This is a genomic window from Tolypothrix sp. VBCCA 56010, assembly GCF_050875635.1.
Taxonomy (GTDB): Bacteria; Cyanobacteriota; Cyanobacteriia; order Cyanobacteriales; family Nostocaceae; genus Hassallia.
The window spans coordinates 20,560-43,409 of sequence record NZ_JBPAOH010000002.1 but is presented as its reverse complement, the minus strand read 5'-3'; the positions used below and the strand labels follow the sequence as shown (position 1 = coordinate 43,409).

Sequence of the window (22,850 nt, the reverse complement as noted above, 5' to 3'; positions counted from 1 at the left end):
AATATGGTATATCCTGCTGACTCTGGCGTGCCGAGTGTTAAAAAGCATCGAAAGATAAATATTCTGCAACGCGATCCGTGGTTATTTTTTGTACTTGCTTGTTTTATCTTGCTGGCGTTCGTCAGTTGGGGCAAATTAGCACATCCGATATTTGATACCGGGCAAGAAGCCGAGATAACCGCTCGTCTGCTGGCAGGGGAAGTACTATACCGCGACTTGCAAAATTACTACGGACCTCTCCCTTACTACGTCAATGCGCTTGCACTGCTGCTGTTTGGGCATCACTTAGAAGTTTTCTACGCAGTTGGTTTGGTCTTGGCATTGGCAGTTACCTTGCTAACTTATCAATTGACTATAAGGCTTACCAATAAGCCTTGGGCAGCACTTTGCACAATTTGCGTGCTGATATACTGTGCTTTCGCTCCCGGAGGGCTGTTTAATCTGATCGTTCCTTATAGTTACGGTACTGTCTATGGGACGGTATTTTGCTTGCTGGCTTTTACTGCTGTTGAGCGCTACGGACATACTGGCAAAACCGGATGGCTAATAGCAGCTGCGATCGCCTGCGGATTAGCCGGACTTTCTAAGCAAGAATACGGAGTATCTGGGCTTGTTGGTGTGTTGGTTGGTGCAAACCTGCGTCCCAGAAATCTCAAGAGCGTGGTAGTACGTAGCATTTTAGTAATTTTGGTGGCAAGTATCTGTGTAATAATACCATTCGCATTGCTTGCCCATCAAGTTTCCTGGGAGACGCTACAAACTTCAATCCTGCCAGTTTCCAAGTCCCAGGTTCTTACCAAAAGCGGACTTTTTGATGTTTCCGCTGGTAAAACCCTGAATATCTGGAGGGGTACTTTCAACGTTTTTACAGCTACTTCAATCGTGATTTGGCTAGCACTGGCATTTGCTGGCTGGCTTTCTAGACGCGAGTGGATACCCAATAATCGATACAAGATACTAGTTGAGGGAATTGTAAGTATCGCTTTCTCTTTATTAGGTTTGGCTTTGTTGCGAATCAACATTTGGGAGAATGCCTTCAAAATTGGTTTAGTTGTTTTGCTAGTAGTTTGCGTTGCTTCCCTAGCTACGAGGTGGCTGTTTAGACGAGAGTGGATACCCAATTCTCGATGGCTTCGGCTTGCAGTCAAGTCGCTTGTGGTTCTATGTTTGGGATTTTTATGCTTTTTAATACCGCGTCGGTTGGCTTGCTGTTCTGATGTTGTTTTCCACCCTTTGGGGAATATGGCTTGGCTTTTACCGTTGTTGGTGGCATGGTTTGCTTTGAGTTTTAGGGAGTTAATTCAGCACCGACATGCACCTCTACTGTATGCCTTGTTCGCTTTCTCTATGTTGCTCAACGCTCGCTTTTTGTTCTACATCGGTTTTTATGGAATTTATGCTGTAACAGCATTAATACTGTTTTTCACGTTTTTATACAATTTGGCGGAAAAAACTAGTTTGCCAATCTCAAGGTTTTTGTTGATTTGCTTGCTGATTGGTGGTGGTATGAACTTGGTGGAGTTAGGACAGTATCGCTATGCAGTGCGATCGCCTCAAGGAACTATTTACACTAAATATGCTGACCTTGCTGTTGCCTTCAACCAAACGATTAAATATATCAACGCTTCTAAAGCCAAATCTGTACTGGTAGTGCCCGCTGGAGCCACTTTGAATTTTCTTACCAAAACTCACTCACCCAGTCAAGAAACTATCTTTCTTCCAGGGGTTGTTCCTACTCCAGATGCAGAGCGGGAGTTTATCGATCGCATGAAAAATAAATCTCCTGAACTCATAGTCTACGTACATGTTCCTTTTTGGTGGCTTCAACCAGGCTATCAGACTTACGCCGAGTTCAACCCGCTGATTGACCGATGGATTACTAAAGAACATCAGTTAGTTTACTCATCACCTCAAATGCTAGGTTTTGGAAATGGCAAACAGTGGGCTATAAATATCTATGCTAGTAAATGAGAAATTATAGCGGTTAAGAGTTGGATGCAATACACAACGATACGCACTCTTGGACAATTCATGAATTGTCCCTACGATCGGTTTGGGTATTTGACGCAAGTGAGAACCGCTATAGCCTGCTGTATTTGCCATTTTGATTTCAGCTAGGGTGTCAATATAATTCATAATTAATAATTAATAATTCATAATTATTACTCCACGCACTCAGGCGGGGGCGGTAAGTGAGGAATAAAATTTATTTATTACCATCAATAAATTGATTTGTGTACCCTAAATTATGAATTATGAATTATGAATTAATAATTATTCAGTCACCAGTTTGGGGGATGGTATCAGAGGCTTGGCACCCATATCTGCTAAAATGTTGATAGCCATTTGCTGGGCGCGAATATCTTCTTTAAAAGGCTTGACGCGATCGCTATCCAGCCCCCACATCCACTGAATAGAGCCGCTGGCAAAGACCTTGGCACCACTAGAAGCTGTGTAGCGGACTGCATTGGAAACTTGGGTATTGGTTCCAGGGGAAAGATCCAAATCGAGAGATTTTGGCTCAACTGGTGAAGAAGACAAAATAACCAATCCCTTAGGAGAAAAGCCGTTATTGACAACTCCATCCCATTCAAAACCTACTAGTTCACTCAACGAATCGCCGTCTTTGAGGTTGGTGTGGGCGTAATATGGGTCTAAACTATTGGCAACTACAAAATCATAGCCTTTGTAGGTATCAGTAGTCCCGTTAGGATCGCCCCAGGTGAAATACAGATCGTCGCGATCGCCTGTATACATTACTCCTATTAATGCGTTTTCCGGTCGCTTGTTCTCTGGACTTCTCCATTTATTTGTCGGAGCAACCGGATCTTGGGTATCCTTATAGCAGACCATTACCCGATTGGCTTCTCCACTACTCGATTTCTCAAAGCGAAATCGCCAGTAAGCTGAATTTGCCGAGAAAAATGCCAAATTGACTTTCGCATCGCGGGCTTGTTCGACACCATCCCGTTGTTCTTTCGACCAGTATTCATCGTGACCAACAGAAAGAAATAATTTGTGTCGCTGGAGAATATTAGGGTTAGTATGGACATCCACATTAGTAGTATATGATACATCATATCCTAAATACTCCAACCAGCGCATCATATTGCGTTCCCAAGACAAAAAGTGATTGTAATCGTCATGTCCAAGAGTTTGGGAGAAGGGTCTGTCGAAGGAAACTTTAACAGCTTTTTGGTTATATTTTGAGCTGTATTCATACAAGCTGTAGCCACCGTAGTTATTGTAGGCACAAAAGGTGGTAAAGCTGCTCTGGAACAATATATCAGACTTACTGCTGTCATTACGGACAACAAACCATATTTGTGACTGCTTGCCTGTTATTTGGTCTCTAAGGTTAGCAATATATAGTCCGCTAGTCCAGTTTTTGGTTACTTTGAGAGTGTAGGAAGTTGACCAGTTACACTCAACCAACCGGGTATTGGGATCTGCGATCGCACAAGCAGGTTGGGTGAAGCCGTTGAGTTGACCGCTGTCTTTTATCAGTCGCCCTCCTTTGCCACCGTAGTAACCTAAGCGGTACACTTTGATCGTAAACTTTCCTGGCTGTGCCAAAGAAACTTTTATGGGCAGCGACTCGCCTTGATTTACACTAGTTGCTGTAGCATAGCCAGCAATTTCATTATTGGTAGCCTGGTTGGTAATTTGCCAGTCAGTAGTTCCAGGTTTTAGGTTTTCTAGATAAATAGGATTGGTTGTCGTCGGTTGAGCTGTAGCACTAAAGCTGACGCTGCCAATGTTAGCTGCTGTGGCGATCGCGTTAGTTACACCAGCGACTTGCCCCAAGGTCAGCATTGTGCTTGCCTTACCGTTGGCATCAGTTACGGCACTGGCAGGTGAAACAGTTCCTCCGCCATTGGAAATAGCAAAGTTGACTGTAACTCCCACTTGTGGATTGCCAGCAGAGTCTTTAACTTGCACAACTAATCGGTTAGGTAAAGCAGTTTTGATTGCTCCTTGTTGGTTATCACCGCTGACTTTGGTAATACTAGCAGTCGGTTGAGCAGTAAATACGATGTCGCGGAAATAATTGGAACTCTTGTAGGAATTTGTTGGCAAAGCATTCACATTGCCGTACACTCCATTTTGACCATCAGCAACTGAACTCAAATCTCCATTCACCACCGAACTTGCCAATCCTTCAGGGCTAATCGGGAAATAAGTATTGGCTGTGTTAACGCTTACCACGTAGGTAGTATTGGCGCTTATTGTCAGCGCCGGAGAGAGAGTCTGCTGCTGCCAACCTGAGGCTGTCTCGTTGGTATATGTGCAACTAGCTAAGAGAACACCGTTTGCCGTCCAGATTTTACCAACATGGCTGCCACTTTCGTTGTTTGCTTTCCAAAAGCGAATCGCCACAATCTGACCGTTCTTGGTGCTTTGGAACTTCATTCCCAGTTCATATTCCACACCATCGGTGGCATTTTCATTGTTTGGCTGTTGATTTGTAAAGACGCTTTGATTGTTGGTAGCCTGGTTGGTAATTAGCCGCTGAGTAGTCGCAGGGTTTTGGTTTTCTAGATAAATAGGATTGGTTGTCGTCGGATGAGCTGTAGCACTAAAGCTGACGCTGCCAATGTTAGATACTGTGGCGATCGCCTTAATTACACCAGCTTCAGTCCCCAAGGTTAGCATCGTGCTTGCCCTACCTTTGGCATCGGTTAAGGCAGTGGTTGGAGAAACCGAACCACCACCACTGGAAATAGCAAAGTTGACTGGCACTTTTGCTCTTGGATTGCCAGCACTGTCTGTTAGCTGCACTACCAAAGGTTTGGGTAACGCAGTTTTTATGAGACCGCTTTGGCGATCGCCGCTGATGATTGTAAATTGACTTTGGGGTAGATTCATTCTGGTTTGCCCTGTTGATTTAATAATGATTCCCTACTTGGTTGAAATTGGGAAATCTTTATATTTAAATCACACAATCAATACCCATTTCCAGAATTTTATGTTATTTTGGCAGTCTACTCCCACAATCACGCTTGGGTCGCAAAACTGCACCCAACGCACCTACTGTCAACAAACCCAACGCAAAACGTGATTCTGGAACAGAAGTAGTTGGCTCTTGACGATCCGAGTCAGCGCGGAATACCCCTGTTCTACCATCTGCAAGTTTGGCATAGAAGACAAACTGGTTCTTATCGTTTAACCCGCGATTGGAAAAATAAAGGTCTGTTACTGTCGAGCCTAGCAGAGAATCGCCCAAAGCAATGACTTTATCAGTTTCCGGGTTTGCTCCTGTGTAAATACCCAAACCCCCTCCCCTAAGGACACCTTTAAAAGCTACAGTACCCTGATTGTTAATTGCCGGGTTCTCGAAGAAGTCAAAAACACTGCTGTTGTCAGCTATTTTGGTCAGTGTTTGACCGTCACTAGTATAAATGCCTTCACCTGCCAACTTATCAAGAACACCCTTAAAGGCTACTGTGCCTGCATTGTTGATGGCAGGGTTGAACAAAAAGTCAAAGTCTCCATTAGTGTCAGCCATAGTCATCGTATTTCCACCATGAACAGTGTATATACCACGACCTCTCTCTTTAAGTTCGGCTGTGAAAGCGACGGCGCCTGCGCTATTAATTGCGATTCCCTCAAAACGGCTATAGGGACTGGTGTCACTGGTATCGGCGATGGTGGTATTGATTCCGTCGTTATTGGTTAAGACGGCACGAACTCCTCGATCTAGAATTTGCGAGAAGGTTACAGTACCTTTACTATTGATGGCGAGATCGCCTAAAGCAGCAGGAACTTTGCTGTAAGCAATCGGAGCAGTATTTTCATTTGTATAAATGCCAACACTTGCTTCATCCAAAGCAGCTTTAAAAGCAACAATACCTGTGTCAGCGATCGCAAAAGTAAAAAATGAGCTAAACTGACCGCTGCTGTCAGCAATCAGACTCGTATTCTCCCCACTACCAATGTAGATGCCACTTCCCCCCGCATCTAAATCGGCAGAGAAGGTAACAGTGCCTTCGTTGTTGATCGCAGGGTAAAAACCGAACTTATTAAAATGGTCATTGCTGTCAGCGATTTTAGTGTAAGTGAAAGCAAAAGCCTCACTGTTAACTAGCAAGCTCAAAACAAGACCAACAGCGGTAGCCACTGATAACCGTTTGATTGCAATCATGGGATTTTATAAGTATTTAAATATACAATATATCAAGTTTCCTGAATCCAAAAACGATTCAGACAGGCAGGTTAATTAAATTAATCTTAATATACAAAGTAATTAATAAATCTTCGATAAACTTCAGCATTTATACTGAATAATTTGCGACAGCGTATAAGTAAGTATCTGTAGGGTGCGTTACGCGAAACGCTAACGCACCATTATTAAGCTTTGGTGCGTTACGCTGTGGCTAACGCACCCTACGTATCTGCATAGTTGATTGAATTCGGACAGTCGTTGATTGAATTCGGACAGTCGTTGATTGAATTCGGGCAGTCGTTTATTGAATTCGGACAGTCGTTTATTGAATTCGGGCAGTCGTTTACTGAATTCGGGCAGTCGTTTACTGAATTCGGGCAGTCGTTGATTGAATTCGGGCAGTCGTTGATTGAATTCGGGGAACCACCAAGAATTTACATAAAGCCATTCGAGATTTTTGTACTAAATAAATTTTTCGCTAAATTCGTTAACATGCCCGACAACTGTATTGTTATTTAAAGTGTCATTGACAAACTGTGAAGTGTTGAGAACAAAAAAATCATCGTTTTCGGTGACTATCTTTGGTACCAAATGGGAATAATTTAAGACTTGTAATGGTTGCATTTTCATAGCACGATTAATATGTGCTGCCACGATGTCATCTGCCTTAAGTTGTGGAAACATTAAATGCAAACCCCGAAAAAATAATGAGCGCAATTCATCGTCTGTTTGTTTGAGCAGAGGATCGTCGGAATGTACGTATTTTGGTAAGTAGGTAAGATGCAGTCCCGCTGTCTCCTGTAAAGAAACTAAATTGCTCATACCCAAAACCCCGGTAAAGGGAATACGTCGATCGGCAAGATTGACTATGTAATAAGGAACCAAAGCCTTGCGGGTAATCAGTGACATGCAGATTACACCGAGATATTCTACTGTAGAGTCGCCAATTTGCACCAAGCTGCGATCGGCAATTTGTTGGAGAATATTTACAGGTCCGGTAAAGATTACTTTGTCAAAATGCTTTTTTGCCTTATTATGTTCAACCCACAGTCCACCTTTTGAATCTGGTTTAACATATTTAACTGCAACACCAGTGCAAATATTACCCCCAGCAGCACAAATTAATTTTTCTAATTGGTCAAAAACAGTTTTGTAACCACCCGCAACATAACCAAGTTGTTCTTTATGCAACTTGCTATCACGAGCGGAAAACAGCCGTTTAATATACGACCAAATAAAGACTGCTGAGACACGCTTATAATTCTCTCCGAGTTTGGCTAACAATAAAGGTTGCCAAAGCTTTTCGTATGTATTTCTCCCGGAGATTTTTAACAGCCAATCTTCAACAGGAATTTTCTCTAACCGTCGCCAATTCTTAATTCTCGAACCATATAGCAAAGTTAAAGCTAACCGAAACTTGCCGATAATAGTTAGCGGTGGAAAGCGGAGAAATTCTATAGTATTGCTAATTGAATATAATTTTTGGTCTATGTAACATCCTGTAAGAGTAGGACGCCAACGCAGCTTATCCCCTAAATTAATTTCCTTAATAAAATTTATTAAGTAAGTATCAGATGGGAGAATAACATGATAAAATCGATCCCAAACGAAGGAACCGTAATCATGGTAGGTAGCAAGTCCGCCGAGTTGGTTGTTACTTTCAAAGACGGTTACTTTATGACCTTGCTGCGAAAGTCGGTAGGCTAATGTTAGCCCCATCATTCCGCCGCCAATAACAGCAATATTCATGATTTAATATATTTACTTGATTGCTTCAACATAAAGACTCTCGGAGGCTCTTATTTGTTGGTCGATAGATAATTCATCCATCAACGACTTCCCAAAAGCCTGCCTTTGCACTTTTGAGAAACCATATTTGTACAAAATAAACAGAAGAATCGCTGCGTGTGAGTGGCTCCCCAAGGAAAAATTTTAGTTTAAATTCAGTACGATTCGAGAAGCGATCGCTTTAGAGCAACGCTTCCCAATCATTTACAGAAAACGGGGTGTGGGGTGTGGGGTGTGGGGTGTGGGGGAAAGCTAAGAAAACTTTAGTTCTGGGTAACAGCGCCGTAAAAAAAGATGTCCGATCGAGACACGAAGTGCGATGAAATACAACGTCCTTATTTCAATCCCACGTTTTTAAATGTGGGTCACTACACCCCACACCCTACCCCCTACACCCTTCTGAAACGCAAGCTCTAATAGTGCGATGCCATGCAATAGTTTTAGACAGTCCTTCTTCTAATTTCACCTCAGCTTTGACACCAAGAATTTGTTCGCAACGGGTGCTATCCGGTACGCGTCTTCTCACATCTTCGTATTTGTTACCTGTAAAAGATTCATAGGGAACAAATTTCACCTTAAGTTCTCCAGGTGTGTTACTAAGTCGCTTGATAGTTTTAGCTAAATCAAGGATGGTTATTTCGCGATCGCTACCAATATTGAAAATTTCCCCATTAGCTTCGGGTTTAATCGTCGCAGCGTAAATACCTGCTACAGTGTCGCTCACATAAGTAAAACTCCGGGTTTGCAATCCGTCACCATGAATGGAAATTTCACCATCGTTTAATATTTGTTCAATAAAAACTGATTGCGGTCCCCCCCACCAAGACAGGTGATGGCGCGGTCCATAAGAACCAAAAAAGCGTAGAATGACAACGGGAATATCATAGCTATCTTGGTAAGCAAAAGCTAAATGTTCATCAAACAACTTAGATACAGCATAGCTCCAACGAGCTACTTTCGATGAGCCAATAACTGAGTTATCGTCTTCGTTAAAAGGTAGTTTGGGATTGCGTCCATATACGTCAGAAGTTGAGGCAAGTACGCATTTACAATTCAATTTACGTGCCAGATCTAAAACGTTGTCTGAACCTTGGTAATTAATTTTCAGAGTATCAATTGCTTTGCCGTAACGAGGTATTTTGAAAGCGGCAAGGTGAACAATGCAATCAATATCATTCTCTAAATTTTCAAATGTGCTTTTTTCAGTGACATCTTTTTGGAGAAATTGAAATGCTTTATTTGTTAAATGTTCAGCAATATTTTCTAATTTCCCCATTGAGAGGTTATCGATACCAATGACCTCATGACCTGATGCCAATAGCTTGTCTAGCAAGTGAGAACCAAGGAATCCAGCGACACCTGTAACTAAAATTTTGTGAGGAGCTTCAGCCATAAAAGTCTCTCTTTGTTAAAATAAAAAAATAAATATCGGCTTATTTATGTCTGGACAACAAGAATTACACCTGCTACAATAACAGCTATTCCCAACCATTGGCTAAACACAACATTCTCACGCAGAAAACGATGAGAAGCCAACGGTACGAGAGCAAATGTTAATCCTAGCGCTGGAAATGCCTGACTCAGAGGAATTGTCCGCAATACAATCAGCCACAATACAGTCACAACTACATAAGAAATAAACCAAATCCAAAAATAAGGAGAAAATAACAAGTCTCGAACTGAGTTGCTTGTTTCCTTAGCAGAACTAGAACCTTGAAATGCATACTTTAGCGAAAGTTGCCCTGCTGTACCCAGCACAACTACAAGTAATAAAATCAGCCAAGCAATTATATTCATTCCTGAATACCTTTTGTATGAGTTACTATAACTTTAACTAGCTCCTTTCTGGATTTGGCTATTCTTACTTTCTTCCCGCTACAAGATTACCTATCTTTTTCTTTCTTTTCTTCCTTCTCCTTCACCAGACGCCAAGGGCGAACGTGTCCTTCTCCTGTCGGAGAGGCTAGCCTGCGGCAACGCCAAGGGCGAACGCCAACGTGTCTTTGCGGTTCGTTACTAAATAATCTACCCTGCACCGAACGCCTAGCGGCGAACAAGCGTGACAGGAGTAATAGGAAGCGCTACCAAAAGAACTCCCAAAAAAATTAGAACTACTCCAACTACCCGAATTAGCGTAATTTTCTCATCAAAAAAGTAGTATGATCCCAAAAGGATGCCCACGTAGTTTAAGCTAGTAAGAGGATAAGCAATACTAAGTTTGACAGTTCGCAGAGCAAATATCCAATTAACTATTCCGAGACTATAAACACTCAAAGCCAAAACTAATTGCTGAATAAATGTCCAAGTAAATAATTGTTCAGTTTTATTGCTCATAGTATGTTTCATCAGCAATTGTCCAACGATACCAAAGGCAATGCTGAGAAACAAAGTTAGATATGAAATTAACTTCAAACGGGAAGGAGATGATTCAGCGTTCATCACAAATTACCATGAAAAATCAACGGAATGGCGCTGTTAAGTTAATGCAAAAAAAGCTTGACTTACAGACTCAACAACTACTTTTTGTGCGGATGCAGTCAATTCTGGAAACATCGGTAAAGATAAAACTTCATCGCTCAATTGTTCGCTGATTGGTAGTGAACCAAGGGGATAATTCAAGTTAGAGTGTACCTGCTGTAAGTGAAGAGGGATAGGATAGTACACCATTGAACCTATTCCTTTTTCTTTGAGGAATTTCTGTACGTTAGTGCGTTGTTTATCTAAAACCCTGATGGTAAATTGATTCCATACCGATCCTGACTGCACAGCTGTAGGTAGGACAATGTTTTTAACATTAGCGAGTTGATTGATGTAATAATCTACAATTTCAGCCCTGGCAGAATTCCACCGATCCAAATATTGTAACTTGACTAAAAGAACTGCTGCCTGTATAGTATCTAAACGGCTGTTGAGTCCCAATTCTTCATGCTGATATTTAACTTTACCGCCATGTCTGCGTAAATACTCAACTCGCTCTGCAATTACTTTATCAGAAGTAGCGATCGCCCCACCATCGCCAAAGCATCCCAAGTTTTTGGTAGGGAAAAAGCTAAAACAACCAACGTCTCCGATTGTCCCGACTTTTTTACCTGACCAAACAGCACCGGTTGCTTGAGCGCAATCTTCAATCACTTTTAAATTATACTTGCGGGCAATTTCCATAATTGCCGTCATATTGCAAGGACGACCGTACAAATGTACTGGTAAGATAGCTTTGGTGCGCTCTGTAATTTTTGACTCAATTAACTCAGTATCGATATTGTAGGTATTTAAATCAACATCGACAAAGACAGGAGTCGCTCCCACTATACCAATTGCTTCTGTGGTGGCAATAAATGTGAAAGGTGTCGTTATCACCTCATCACCAGCACCAATCTTCAAAGCTCTTAAAGCTAAATGTAGCGCATCTGTGCCAGAGTTACAAGAAATTACTTGCTCGCAACTCAAATATTGAGCAAACTGTGCTTCAAACTCTTTGACTTGCGGACCCATTATATAGCGTCCACCTGCCATGACTGCACAAATATTTTTTTCTATGTCAGCTGCAATACTTTGATATTGACAAGTTGCGTCAAATGGGGGAATATTCACAATGTCATTCTATCCTTTTAATTTGATTTTCACCGCAATATTCATACGTGCGATCGCAAGCTTTACAAACAGTAGTTTTTTCAAATTCATCTAACTTCGCACCGCACTCACACATCCAACCAACTTGCTTTGCCGGATTTCCATAAACTAGTGCGTAATCGGCAATATCTTTTGTCACAGTTGAACCAGCACCGATAAATGCATAACGTCCAATTGTATGACCGCAAACAATTGTTGCGTTTGCACCAATTGTCGCTCCTTGCTTCACCAAAGTTACTAAATAATCATCGATTGTATTGCGAGGAAAAGCCGATCGCGGTGTATTAATATTGGTAAAAACACAACTAGGACCGCAAAAAACATCATCTTCTAAAATTACACCCGCATATATAGAAACATTATTTTGTATTTTCACATTTCGTCCAATTTTCACCTCAGAAGCAACAAATACATTTTGTCCAATTTTACATTTTTCACCAATTACCACATCTTTCATAATGTGGCTAAAATGCCAGATTTGACTTTTTGCACCAATAGTACACGGCAAATCAACATAAGCTGATTCATGTACAAAATAATCTAAACTTTTTGCCGTTGAAGTATTATCCGTTGACAACTTGAACCTCCTTTAAGTGAATAGCTTTTCCTGAAGATTCTAGCGATTCTTGAGCGGATTGTAAAACAGTCAAAACATCAATCCCGTTTTCAACGCTGGTTAGAGGAGTCTGTCTGCTTTCTACACAACTGAGAAAATGTTTGCATTCTTGCGTGAGAGGTGATGCTGCCTCAATAGTAATGACAATTTTAGAATTTAATTTGAGTACGGGAATGTTATCTTGCAATTCAGCTTGCTGGTCGTAAAAAGTCAACTTGGCATCTACAGAAACATCATCAAAGACTAATGTACCAGAATCTCCAACTACTACTAACCGCTGTTCTTTAAAAGGATGCAACCAACTGACAAAAATATGAGCTTTGATTTGCTCAAATTCTAGATTCACTAAACAAAAATCTTCAACTTTACCTAAGTTAGCACTACCAACAGCTTGTACAGATACAGGTAATTTGCCAACGAATCCGAGTATTGAACATATATCATGAGGAGCAAAACTCCAAAGTACATTTTCTTCAGTTCTAACTTTACCAAAACTCAAGCGATTGGAATAAATATATCGCAGTTTACCAATTTTTCCTTCAGCGACAAGAGCGCGAAGTTTAACTAAAGCTGGGTGATACTCTAGTAGATGTCCTACCATGAGAATGCCGTTGCTTTTAAAAGCAGCAGCTTCTATCAAAAGTGCATCTTCTAACGTCAAAGCCAAAGGTTTCTCGACAAACACATCTTTGCCGGCAGCTAATGCTTGCACTGCCAAACTTGCATGAGTTGGTGCTGGGGTAGCTATTACTACCGCTTGTACATCTGGCATTGCTAATACTTTGGCAAAGTCAGAAACTGCCTCAACATCATATTTTGTTTTTAAGTCTTCTAAAATTTGCTTGCTGGAATCACAAATTATCCGCAGTACACCTAATTGAGCAAATTCTCGAACTAAATTTTTACCCCAGTATCCACAGCCTATTACTGCTACATATTTATCACTCAGAGGTATCATAAACAATTGAAAATCCCCAATAATTACAGGAATGAGCGCAAAAACCACCGAAGCTTTGATCGGAGGAAACCTCCGCTCAAACTTCTCTCTCTCAAACCTTATTTCTCTGTGTTCTCTGTGTTCTCTGCGGTTCGTTATTCAGTCCTAAAAGCATAAGTCCTAAATTAAATTAGCAGATTATTTGGCACTCAAGCAACAACCGTATTTTCTGTTGTTAAACCTTTTGCCGCTAAAACGTTGCGGGTATCAACTATTAAAGATGAATATTTCGCTACCAAATCATAGTCTACATTATCATGAGCGGTGGTAATGATGACTGCATCAAAATTCTGCAAAATTTCTTGAGTTAAAGATACAGATTGTAAGTTTATTTCTGGATAATGACGATGATTGGAACATGTCAGAGCATAAGGATCGTGATATTCTATATGCGCTCCTTGCCTTTGTAAAAGCTGAATTATTTTCAAAGAAGGACTTTCTCGCTGATCGTCCACATTTTTCTTATAAGCTACTCCTAAAATTAGAATTCGGGAGTTTTTCAAAGCTTTGCTGTGATTATTCAGTGCTGCAACTAACTTATCGACTACATAGTTAGGCATTAAAGTGTTAACTTCACCTGCCAATTCAATAAATCGTAAAGAAACATCATATTCTCTGGCTTTCCATGTTAAATAAAATGGATCTATAGGAATACAATGTCCACCCCATCCGGGACCTGGATAAAAAGCATGAAAACCAAAGGGTTTAGTTTTTGCGGCTTCAATCACTTCCCAGATATCTATATCCATTTTTTGAAACAAAATCTTTAATTCATTTACCAAAGCAATATTGACTGCACGGTAAATATTTTCGAGAATTTTAGTTGCTTCTGCGGTTTGAGTTGATGATACGGGAACAGTTGTGGCAATTATTTGATTGTAGAGAGTTTCCGCTAAATCGCGGCATAAAGTTGTGATTCCACCTACTACTTTTGGGACATTAACTAAAGAGTAGTTTTCGTTTCCCGGATCTTCGCGTTCGGGAGAGTAAGCAAGCGAAAAATCTTCACCTACTATAAAGCCGCTGCGAGAAAGTATGGGTAACACTACTTCTTTGGTTGTACCTGGGTAAGTTGTACTTTCTAAAATAATCAACTGTCCTATTTTTAAAGAACGAGCGATCGCATAAGTTGTATCGACAACGTAACTTAAATCAGGCTCTCTATGTATATCTAAAGGAGTAGGAACACAAATGGCGATCGCATCAACTTCCCCTAAACGACTCATATCGCTGGTGACATCAATTAAGTGATTTTTTAAATCTTCGGAAGGAATATGTTTTATATACGATCGCCCAGCTTGAATTTGATTAATTTTCTGTCTATCTACATCAAATCCTACTACTGAAAAACCTTTTTTGGCAAAAGCTGTTAAAATTGGCAATCCTACATATCCCAAACCAATAATTCCAATTTTTGCTTCTTTCTTTTCGATTTTATCTTTGAGTTCTTTTAAAAGCATTTTGATTTACTCCAAAAAAACGATTTTAAACTCAGTTTACTCGCCGAATAAATTTGAATTACTATTTAATCAAACGACGTTGCATATTGGCGGAATAATTTGTTTGTAGAGACGTTCGGTCCGGAACGTCTCTACGATTCATCGCCCGGTTATGCAACGCCTAATCTTCAATTTTTATCTAAATTACGTCAGCAAATGTCCGTTCCATTTTGCGGAAATACCAAATGCCGCTTATTAATAATAAGAAAACTAATCCCACAGATAGGATGAATCCAGGCATGTAAATTTTTGAAGTTCCACCTAAAATAGCCCAGCGGAAGCCATCAATTACGCCTACCATTGGGTTTAAAGAATACAGTAAACGCCATTGCTCTGGAACTCGGTTGCTACTAAAACCTACGGGCGATATATATAAGCCAAATTGCACAATAAATGGCACAATATACCGAAAATCTCGGTATTCTACATTTAACGCTGCTAACCACAAACCGACTCCGATTGATGCGGCAAAGGCAATGCCGATAAATAACGGTAGTGTGAGTATGCGCCAACTAGGAACAAAGTTATACCAAGCCATCAGCCCCAAGAGAATCATGCCGGAAACCATGAAGTCTACAAAGCTGACAATCACTGCACTAATGGGTACAATCAAACGCGGAAAGTAGACTTTAGAAATCAAGTTGGCATTGCTAATTAAACTGTTGCTGCACTCAGCTAAGGCAGTGGAAAAAAACTGCCAAGGTAGCAGGGCGGCAAATACTAAAATCGGATATGGTACTCCTTCCGACGGTAATTTTGCAATATTTCTAAAGACGACGGTGAACACCACCATTGTCAAAAATGGTCGAATCAATGCCCAAGCCATGCCGATCGCAGTTTGCTTGTAACGCACCAAAATGTCACGCCAAGCAAGAAAATAAAACAGTTCCCGATAGCGCCACAAATCTTTCCAATATTGCTTTTCGGCGCGTCCTGCTTCAATCACTAACTCGTGGTTGGAGGCGTCTTGACTACTCATAAATTCATACTTAACTGACAAACTTGAAATCTTTGATGCCACTGCAACCAACTAGCCGTGAATGCCTGCGAGTAAACTCTCCCACAGAAGGATTCCCCTGAGGATCGATTACTCCTGATACCTGTTGCCAAAGCTCCCGTGGCGCTGCTGAAAGTTCATAGGTGCGCTCATCGGACTTACGAACGTGATACCATTTTGTCGCTTGGCACTGCTCGCACCAGAAAGCTTCTAACCATTCTCCATCTATAGGAACTGTAGTTTGGGACGCTACGAGCATCAATGCACTTCGCCGGCTCATACCCCGTTGCTGCAACTGCCCCGGGCGATCGGCAAACAACTGATATTTTTGACTCATGCTATCGAGATAGCAACTATGAACTGGACAATATATGGCTCGTCGTTTTGAACGTTTCCGATTTCGGTCACACCTTCTCTGCAATTTCGACCTCCCACGATAAAAGATTAGACAATCATGAAGGTTACGTTGGAGGGACTGAGATCTAAAAGACCATCGAAGCCCAAACTCCTAATTCATAACTAATTATTCAATTTTCGTTGCTTGTTGCCTTATCTGTTTCCGTGTCAGCATCAATTGAGAATAATCTCAATCAAAAATAATCTCGCCTAGGTTTGTTCATTGTTTTTTTATTTTAGCGATATATGTAATATCTTACACTTTTTTCTCACATTTTTACTCTTAACTAAATTAAATAGGAAAATCAAATCAACTGATTTTCCAGTTGACAACAACAAGTTAGAAAGTAAGAGAAACTTAGCCCAAGCAAACAATTGCAAGTGCTGTTACTATCTGGCAATAACTTTTCTTAACCTTTAAGTGTTCATAATATTTAATCCTTCAATCTCACCGTTTTTCGCCACAATAAGATGGAAATTGTCGGTTAATTTGAGCTAGATAATGAGGCTCAAATTAAAAGGTAAATGTTTACTCACCGGAATTTGGCACGTTTGTTGCTCCAGTAAGTATTCAGGATGACAAGTCATAGTAACATAAGTATTACTAATCTTATTTGTGATGGTAGATACTTTGTCAAAACCTGGTAAATTCTATTGCCTCCACCGAAGAGAATATTTAGATTGGGTAACAATAAAAGCGCAAATATTTATGTTCCCAAGCTGAATATCTATTGGCAGTGCCAGCCCAATATCCCCAATAACTTACTCTGTGAGATTTTGAGACATAAATCTCACATCTTCAGATAATATCACTCTTGCCAAAACATCAAAATATTGTTTGGAGATAATTTTGGGTGTGAAATGCGATCGCAAATATTGACGTCCGGCTTTACCCATGCGTTCCCCTAGTTGGCGATCGCGACTCAGCAAGCGAATAAATTGAGCTAGACCATTACCGTCTCCATTCTCAAACGTGCCACCACAGTTGGCTTCGGCAATGAGTTGTCTCAGGTATGAATAAGAAGAGCAAATCACTGCGATCGGTCTTCCCGATGCTAAAGCTGAGTAAAGCTTGCTTGGCGTGACTAAATTTTCCGTACACTCATCCACACTCACGAGCGACAGATCGCAAGCTGTTAGTGAGTAGGGCAACACCTCCTTGTCTTGATAGGGTAAAAACATAAAATTGCTCAATCCTAATTGATTCACTTGCTCAATCAACTCATCGCGTTTTGCTCCACCACCAATGCAGACGAACTGAATTGGCTCATCTTGCAGTTGCTTTGCCGCTTCTAGAATGGTATCCATGTCATGACACCGACCTAGATTACCGGAGTAGAGTACGGTAAATTTCTTCACTAGGTTGTACTTCCAAGCAAACCAGTTTTCTTGCTTGGCAATTGGCACAATTGAGTCAGGGTCTGCCCAACTGTGAATCACAGAAATTTTATCGGCTATCTGCGAACAATTCGCCGCCACTTGTAGTTTCATCGCTGGACTAAGAACGACGATCGCCTTAGCGTTTCGCCAAATCTTTTTATTCAGCGCTTGCCATAATCGCGCTAGCCAGTGATGCTTGGGAATTACACCCAGAGCGATCGCTATATCCGGATAAAGGTCATAGAGGATGCAAACATAAGGAATTTTGAACAACAGATAACCCAGATATCCCACAAGTGGCAAAAATGGCGGAGCTGTTGTCACTAATAAGACATTGTTGCGATGTCTCGCCCTAAATAGATGCAGCGCTGCCCGCAACGTATACAAAATACCATTGACGGCTTTGCCGCGAATTCGCCCGGCCCCAAGTTTAGCAGTGCGCGATCGCTGAATTCGCACTCGACCTATCCGTTCAACTGCTGGAGCGTATTGAGTCCGAAACGCATATCCAGGCTGACTGGTAAAAACCTCAATGTCTATCCCAAGATACCCTAAATGTCTCACAAGTTCCTCAATCAACTGTCCTGTTGCCGCATAGTCTGGCGGGAAAAACTGAGTGATTACAGACAATTTGATCGACTGTTGATTTTTTAGAGAATGCTGATTCTTACTTTCTAACCCTGAAGAGAGCGATTGAAATAACTTGATATTAATCCATTCATTAAGTCTCATCGGCTACACCCTAATCTTCTTGAAAACGCCACTGAAATACTCAAGCCAAGCCATTAATTGACATGAAAAATTTACCCGGCTTTATAAATCTCTACAATTGCTTGACTGCGATGTACGAGTGTTAATTAGCGGGTAAAATCCCAAGAGTCACAGAAGGTAACGGCAAGCCGACCTAGTGGTGCAGATTAATACAAAGCTAAACTCATTCGAGCTGGGCGATGTATTAGTCTGTGCAAAATTTTCCTGAAACTCACAGGACGTATCTGCAAGCTTTGTAGCCTCTTTATACAAAGCTGCATGTCATTTGAGTTGATAATACGTACTTTTTTTGGACAGAATAACACATGACACAGACATCAAAACACACAACATAAAAACAAATCTGATTAACAACATTTGCTACTACTGAAACCTTAGACTTTAAGGAAAGTCCCTATGCTTTCTCTGAATACAGAACTTTTCTTGACTTTGTTTCCAGAGACTATTAAGGTAGTAGCCGCCATTCTAAACTGCCTTCTGGTTAAAAACTCGGAGCACCCCTGAATTAAATGAGATTTGAATCATATCATATCAGTCTTCAAGTTCTTTTTTTTACTATTACATGTAATTCTTGTCCAGAATTTGCTGTTCCTTTTTTATCTTTACATGTAATTTTTAATTAGAATACCATGTTTGAAATTTACTTATGTACTTCATGAAAAATTTATATAAATATAGTTCTTTTTTACACTCTCTTCATAAAATTACGATTTATTTATGTATAAATCCTTAATTAGTTTATACAAAAAATACAATACCTAAGTATTTATTCGGTCAAAGCCTCAAGAGATTTATTTGCTCAAATATAAGTTTCATCTTCATTTTTAATTATTTAATCTGCGATATCAATTATCGTCAGCACAAAAAAGAGGTAGTATAAAATAGAACTTCTAATTGTCCGATCGGCCTGATGAATTATTTTATTAACTGTATAATATAGATGCGTAATAGCTTGAGCTAAAAAAAATTATGCGTTTTTTAGATGTCTAATAGTTAAATCTAAAAATTCTTCAAAAACCTCGCAAAATAGTTCCATAAAATGGATTTTGTCGAGCTAAGGCACTTACAAGTAATAAAATGTCCAGCCCAACGGGAGAGCCAGTAGGAATACACGGAAACCGACTTTATGGAGAATAATTCTTCTCAACCCTCAAGTTCTGACCAAAATAGGAACTTTAGCTCTCCATTTCTTCAGACTCAACCTTTTACGGAGTCGGAAGGACAAGAAAATGATTGGAATTTTCGTGATTTTGTGGGTATTTTACGGCGGCGATCGCTTATCATTGCAGGGGTAGCCACTATTGTGATGGCAATTGTTGTCAGCCAAGCACTCTCGCAAAAACCAGAATATGAAGGCAATTTTCGGCTATTAGTGGAACCTGTTAATGATGATACCAAAATGCTGGATGTTGTCAAAGACGCTAACGCAGCCAAGTCTAGTCTAGATTACGAAAGTCAAATTCAAGTCCTCAAGAGTCCTGAACTGATGGGGAACATCGTTAAGCAATTGCAAGGTTCCTATCCAGAAATAGATTATGATTCTCTTCTAAATTCTCTGACTATTATTCGCTTAGGTACAACCAAGATTATAGAAGTTCGCTATCGAAGTAACGATGCAAATAAGACTAAAGTAGTACTAAATCAAATTGCTACGGATTACTTAAATTACAGCCTGGAAAAGCGGCAAACCAAGTTGCGTCAGGGGATTCAGTTTGTTGAAAAACAACTGCCATCCTTACAGAAACGAGTTGATGAAATTCAAAAAGATTTGCAAAATTTCCGGCAAAAATACGACTTTATCGACCCCGACACCCAGGCAGAGCAAATCGCTAATCAAGTCAACATATTATCTGGGCAACGATTAGCAATTAATCAGCAATTGGCACAAGCTCGTGCTAATTTAGCTGGCTTACAAGCACAAGACGGAGAACTGGCAGCGTTGAATAATGCTACTGTATATCAGCAGTTAATTATTCAAGTGCGTCAATTGGAAACTCAGATTGCTGCGGAGTCAGCTCGTTTCCAGTCAGATAGCCCAAACATGCGAACATTAAAGGAGAAACGGGACAACCTGCTGCCTTTGCTACGTCAAGAAGCAAAGCGCTTTTTGGATGTAAAAGTTGCAGACGTAGCCACTCAAGTTCAAACTTTAGAAGTGCAGAGCCAAGAGCTTGCCAAAGCCGAAGAGAAACTCGAAGAAAGACGCAAGCAATTGCCAGTTTTGGCACGACAATATACCGAAATGCAGCGAACATTGCAGGTTGCAACTGAAAGCTTGAATCGTTTTCTTACTACCCGCGAAACACTGCAAATTCAGGTGGCTCAGACAGAACTACCTTGGCAGTTAATTCAAGCTCCAAGTAAACCTGAAAGTCCTTTATCTTCGGATATCAAACGTAATTTGATTTCGGGATTTTTCGCTTCGCTAGCCATAGGAATTGGCATCGCCATACTAATTGAAAAACTGGACAATACCTATCATACTGCCGCTGCCCTGAAAGAGAAAATCAAACTGCCGTTGTTAGGAACTATTCCATTTGAAAAGCAACTCCAAAATGGTCAACATGGCACAACCAAACAAAACATTCCCATAGTCAGAGTAACAGATTCGCTGCGTGAGAATGTTCCCGGGTTAGCTGTAATACCCGACCAGGACTATAGCAATTATTCCCCCAAATTTTTGGAAGCTTTACGGGTACTTTCTACGAATATTCAACTGCTCAGTTCCGATCGCCCAATTCGCTCGATAATTATTAGTTCAGCCATGTCTGGTGACGGTAAGTCTACAGTTGCATTTCATTTAGCTCAAATAGCTACAGCAATGGGGCAACGAGTACTACTTGTAGATGCCGATCTGCGGAATCCCACGATTCACACTTTATCAAATTTAAATAATCTTTGGGGATTGAGTAATTTAATTTCGACAAACTTGCCAGTGGGGGAGGTGATTCGGCAACTACCTTCTATGAACGAATTATCTGTAATTACTTCGGGACCCATACCACCCGATCCCACCAAGTTGCTCTCCTCGGAAAAGATGAAGCGACTGATGGAAGAATTTCATAACAGCTTTGACTTGGTGATATATGACGCTCCTGTATTAGTTGGACTAGCTGATGCTAGCCTGATAGCACCCCACACAAATGGAATTTTGCTTGTGGTAAGGATGGACAAAACAGACAGTTCTGTTCTCAAGCGAGCTTTGGATAACTTGAAACTTTCGCGAATGAGTGTTTTAGGCATCGTTGGTAACGCTCAGAAAAATAATTAAATAGTTGCGCTAAATTAAGCCCGCAGGCTGGAAGCCTGAGGCTATACGAACAAAGCCCACCTTCGTGGGCTATCATATTATGTCCCCCCTTATTAACAGTAATAAAAACGTCGCAACCGTCGTAGAGACGTTCCGGCGGAACGTCTCTACAATATGTGTAATTAGATGCATATTTATCTGAAAATTCGCTTTTTTTAAATTTTCTTTGCAATCTTGTTGACTCTCTAGCTGAGTGGAGAGTTGACAATGGAATTAGCAAATTAACGAAGAAAGTTATGCAACTCCTGTCTTTGAAAAATGGCTTTTTGGCGTTAACCTTAAGTGCGATCGCCCCTTGGGCGGCTCCCCTTGGGAGCATCGCCTCAACTAGCGGGTTACTTGCAGCTTGTACTGCTAACCAAAATCAAGCTCAAACGCCAAACACCACCGCTACCAACGCTAGCGATAAGCAGCAGATGCACGGAAGTGGCATGAATCACAGCATGGCGATGGATTTGGGTCCAAGCGATGCTAACTACGATTTACGCTTCATCGACGGTATGACACCGCACCATCAAGGAGCCATAGAAATGGCTAAGGAAGCACAGCAAAAATCAAAACGTCCGGAAATCAAAAAGCTAGCAGACGAAATCATCAAAGCGCAAAACCAAGAAACGCAAGAAATGAAGCAGTGGCGAACAGCTTGGTATCCTAAAGCTGGTGATAAACCAATGGCTTACGATGCTCAAATGGGTCACATGATGGAAATGTCATCCGACCAAAAGAACAGCATGATGATGAATATGGATTTGGGTGCGGCTGATAAAGATTTTGACTTGCGCTTTATCAATGCGATGATTCCTCACCATGAAGGCGCTGTAACAATGGCAGAAGATGCGTTGAAAAAGTCTCAACGCCCGGAAATTAAGAAACTCTCCCAAGAGATTATTAAATCACAAAATGCAGAGATTAATCAAATGAAGCAATGGCGTAAAACTTGGTACAACAAGTAAGCTTGATTTCATCTTGATTTCATTTCTCAATGCCAGACTGAGAGATAAGCGCAATTCCAACTCCTAGGGAGTATCGCGCTCCCACATAGCGCATGAAACCCAGTACTCAAGGATTATTGAATCGCGATGCCTAATCGGCGATCGCAGAAAAATAAATTACACTGCCCGTTCGCGTACTGCTAGCCCTGTCTGCGACACCAAGGCGAACGGCTTCTCCAACAAAGTACGCATTCATCCGCAGGCTAGCGTCTTTGCGATTGAGAAGGCGGTTCGTTAGAATGCTTTTGTCTTGTCTGATTTACATCGACGCACCAAACGCAAGTTTGGCGGTCGGCTTCTGTTTAAGG

General features: G+C 41.0%; 16 protein-coding genes. 3 read left to right on the top strand and 13 right to left on the bottom strand.

Features of this window, described 5'->3' with window-relative positions; genetic code table 11:
• Positions 1–3: 3 nt before the first annotated feature.
• Positions 4–1,971, top strand: coding sequence for an ArnT family glycosyltransferase (locus tag AABK37_RS00850; protein ID WP_432549726.1), 1,968 nt, complete (start codon positions 4–6; stop codon positions 1,969–1,971).
• Between the two features lie 303 nt (positions 1,972–2,274).
• Here AABK37_RS00850 and AABK37_RS00845 read toward each other — a convergent pair whose 3' ends face one another.
• The 13 genes from AABK37_RS00845 to AABK37_RS00785 form a co-directional block, all read right to left on the bottom strand.
• Positions 2,275–4,869, bottom strand: a complete 2,595-nt coding sequence (locus tag AABK37_RS00845; RefSeq protein ID WP_432549725.1) for a N,N-dimethylformamidase beta subunit family domain-containing protein — start codon at positions 4,867–4,869, stop codon at positions 2,275–2,277.
• Between the two features lie 103 nt (positions 4,870–4,972).
• A complete protein-coding gene (locus AABK37_RS00840) occupies positions 4,973–6,145 on the bottom strand; it encodes a DUF7453 family protein (protein WP_432549724.1) in 1,173 nt (390 codons plus the stop codon).
• 483 nt (positions 6,146–6,628) lie between these two features.
• Positions 6,629–7,915, bottom strand: a complete 1,287-nt coding sequence (locus AABK37_RS00835) for an NAD(P)/FAD-dependent oxidoreductase (protein ID WP_432549723.1) — start codon at positions 7,913–7,915, stop codon at positions 6,629–6,631.
• Between the two features lie 421 nt (positions 7,916–8,336).
• Positions 8,337–9,347, bottom strand: coding sequence for an NAD-dependent epimerase/dehydratase family protein (locus AABK37_RS00830; protein WP_432549722.1), 1,011 nt, complete (start codon positions 9,345–9,347; stop codon positions 8,337–8,339).
• A gap of 44 nt (positions 9,348–9,391) precedes the next feature.
• On the bottom strand, positions 9,392–9,751 hold the full coding sequence (locus tag AABK37_RS00825; protein ID WP_432549721.1) for an EamA family transporter: 360 nt from the start codon (positions 9,749–9,751) through the stop codon (positions 9,392–9,394).
• Between the two features lie 246 nt (positions 9,752–9,997).
• The gene (locus AABK37_RS00820) at positions 9,998–10,393 is read right to left on the bottom strand and encodes an SMR family transporter (RefSeq protein ID WP_432549720.1); all 396 of its coding nucleotides are present in this window, start codon (positions 10,391–10,393) and stop codon (positions 9,998–10,000) included.
• A gap of 36 nt (positions 10,394–10,429) precedes the next feature.
• Entirely contained in the window at positions 10,430–11,548 is a 1,119-nt protein-coding gene (locus tag AABK37_RS00815; protein ID WP_432549802.1) for a DegT/DnrJ/EryC1/StrS family aminotransferase, read from the bottom strand.
• 1 nt (position 11,549) lies between these two features.
• Positions 11,550–12,161, bottom strand: coding sequence for an acyltransferase (locus AABK37_RS00810; RefSeq protein ID WP_432549719.1), 612 nt, complete (start codon positions 12,159–12,161; stop codon positions 11,550–11,552).
• Positions 12,148–13,158 (bottom strand): Gfo/Idh/MocA family protein, encoded by a 1,011-nt coding sequence (locus AABK37_RS00805; protein WP_432549718.1) that lies wholly within the window; start codon positions 13,156–13,158, stop codon positions 12,148–12,150. Before AABK37_RS00805 ends, AABK37_RS00810 begins: the two co-directional genes overlap by 14 nt.
• Before the next feature lie 188 nt (positions 13,159–13,346).
• Positions 13,347–14,657, bottom strand: a complete 1,311-nt coding sequence (locus tag AABK37_RS00800; protein ID WP_432549717.1) for a nucleotide sugar dehydrogenase — start codon at positions 14,655–14,657, stop codon at positions 13,347–13,349.
• A gap of 178 nt (positions 14,658–14,835) precedes the next feature.
• The gene (locus tag AABK37_RS00795; protein ID WP_432549716.1) at positions 14,836–15,675 is read right to left on the bottom strand and encodes an ABC transporter permease; all 840 of its coding nucleotides are present in this window, start codon (positions 15,673–15,675) and stop codon (positions 14,836–14,838) included.
• 10 nt (positions 15,676–15,685) lie between these two features.
• Complete coding sequence (locus AABK37_RS00790) at positions 15,686–16,114, bottom strand: hypothetical protein (protein ID WP_039752654.1); 429 nt, start codon at positions 16,112–16,114, stop codon at positions 15,686–15,688.
• Between the two features lie 737 nt (positions 16,115–16,851).
• Positions 16,852–18,201, bottom strand: coding sequence for a glycosyltransferase family 4 protein (locus AABK37_RS00785; protein ID WP_432549715.1), 1,350 nt, complete (start codon positions 18,199–18,201; stop codon positions 16,852–16,854).
• Between the two features lie 1,165 nt (positions 18,202–19,366).
• Here AABK37_RS00785 and AABK37_RS00780 point away from each other — a divergent pair.
• Both AABK37_RS00780 and AABK37_RS00775 read left to right on the top strand, forming a co-directional pair.
• On the top strand, positions 19,367–21,511 hold the full coding sequence (locus AABK37_RS00780; protein ID WP_432549714.1) for a GumC family protein: 2,145 nt from the start codon (positions 19,367–19,369) through the stop codon (positions 21,509–21,511).
• Between the two features lie 275 nt (positions 21,512–21,786).
• Complete coding sequence (locus AABK37_RS00775) at positions 21,787–22,503, top strand: DUF305 domain-containing protein (RefSeq protein ID WP_432549713.1); 717 nt, start codon at positions 21,787–21,789, stop codon at positions 22,501–22,503.
• Positions 22,504–22,850 lie beyond the last annotated feature (347 nt).

Bases quoted from the DNA above. Each gene is read 5' to 3' on its own strand.
- AABK37_RS00850 (WP_432549726.1), top strand. From the start codon at position 4: ATGGTATATCCTGCTGACTCTGGCGTGCCGAGTGTTAAAAAGCATCGA.
- AABK37_RS00845 (WP_432549725.1), bottom strand. From the start codon at position 4,869: ATGAATCTACCCCAAAGTCAATTTACAATCATCAGCGGCGATCGCCAA.
- AABK37_RS00840 (WP_432549724.1), bottom strand. From the start codon at position 6,145: ATGATTGCAATCAAACGGTTATCAGTGGCTACCGCTGTTGGTCTTGTT.
- AABK37_RS00835 (WP_432549723.1), bottom strand. From the start codon at position 7,915: ATGAATATTGCTGTTATTGGCGGCGGAATGATGGGGCTAACATTAGCC.
- AABK37_RS00830 (WP_432549722.1), bottom strand. From the start codon at position 9,347: ATGGCTGAAGCTCCTCACAAAATTTTAGTTACAGGTGTCGCTGGATTC.
- AABK37_RS00825 (WP_432549721.1), bottom strand. From the start codon at position 9,751: ATGAATATAATTGCTTGGCTGATTTTATTACTTGTAGTTGTGCTGGGT.
- AABK37_RS00820 (WP_432549720.1), bottom strand. From the start codon at position 10,393: ATGAACGCTGAATCATCTCCTTCCCGTTTGAAGTTAATTTCATATCTA.
- AABK37_RS00805 (WP_432549718.1), bottom strand. From the start codon at position 13,158: ATGATACCTCTGAGTGATAAATATGTAGCAGTAATAGGCTGTGGATAC.
- AABK37_RS00800 (WP_432549717.1), bottom strand. From the start codon at position 14,657: ATGCTTTTAAAAGAACTCAAAGATAAAATCGAAAAGAAAGAAGCAAAA.
- AABK37_RS00795 (WP_432549716.1), bottom strand. From the start codon at position 15,675: ATGAGTAGTCAAGACGCCTCCAACCACGAGTTAGTGATTGAAGCAGGA.
- AABK37_RS00785 (WP_432549715.1), bottom strand. From the start codon at position 18,201: ATGAGACTTAATGAATGGATTAATATCAAGTTATTTCAATCGCTCTCT.
- AABK37_RS00780 (WP_432549714.1), top strand. From the start codon at position 19,367: ATGGAGAATAATTCTTCTCAACCCTCAAGTTCTGACCAAAATAGGAAC.
- AABK37_RS00775 (WP_432549713.1), top strand. From the start codon at position 21,787: ATGCAACTCCTGTCTTTGAAAAATGGCTTTTTGGCGTTAACCTTAAGT.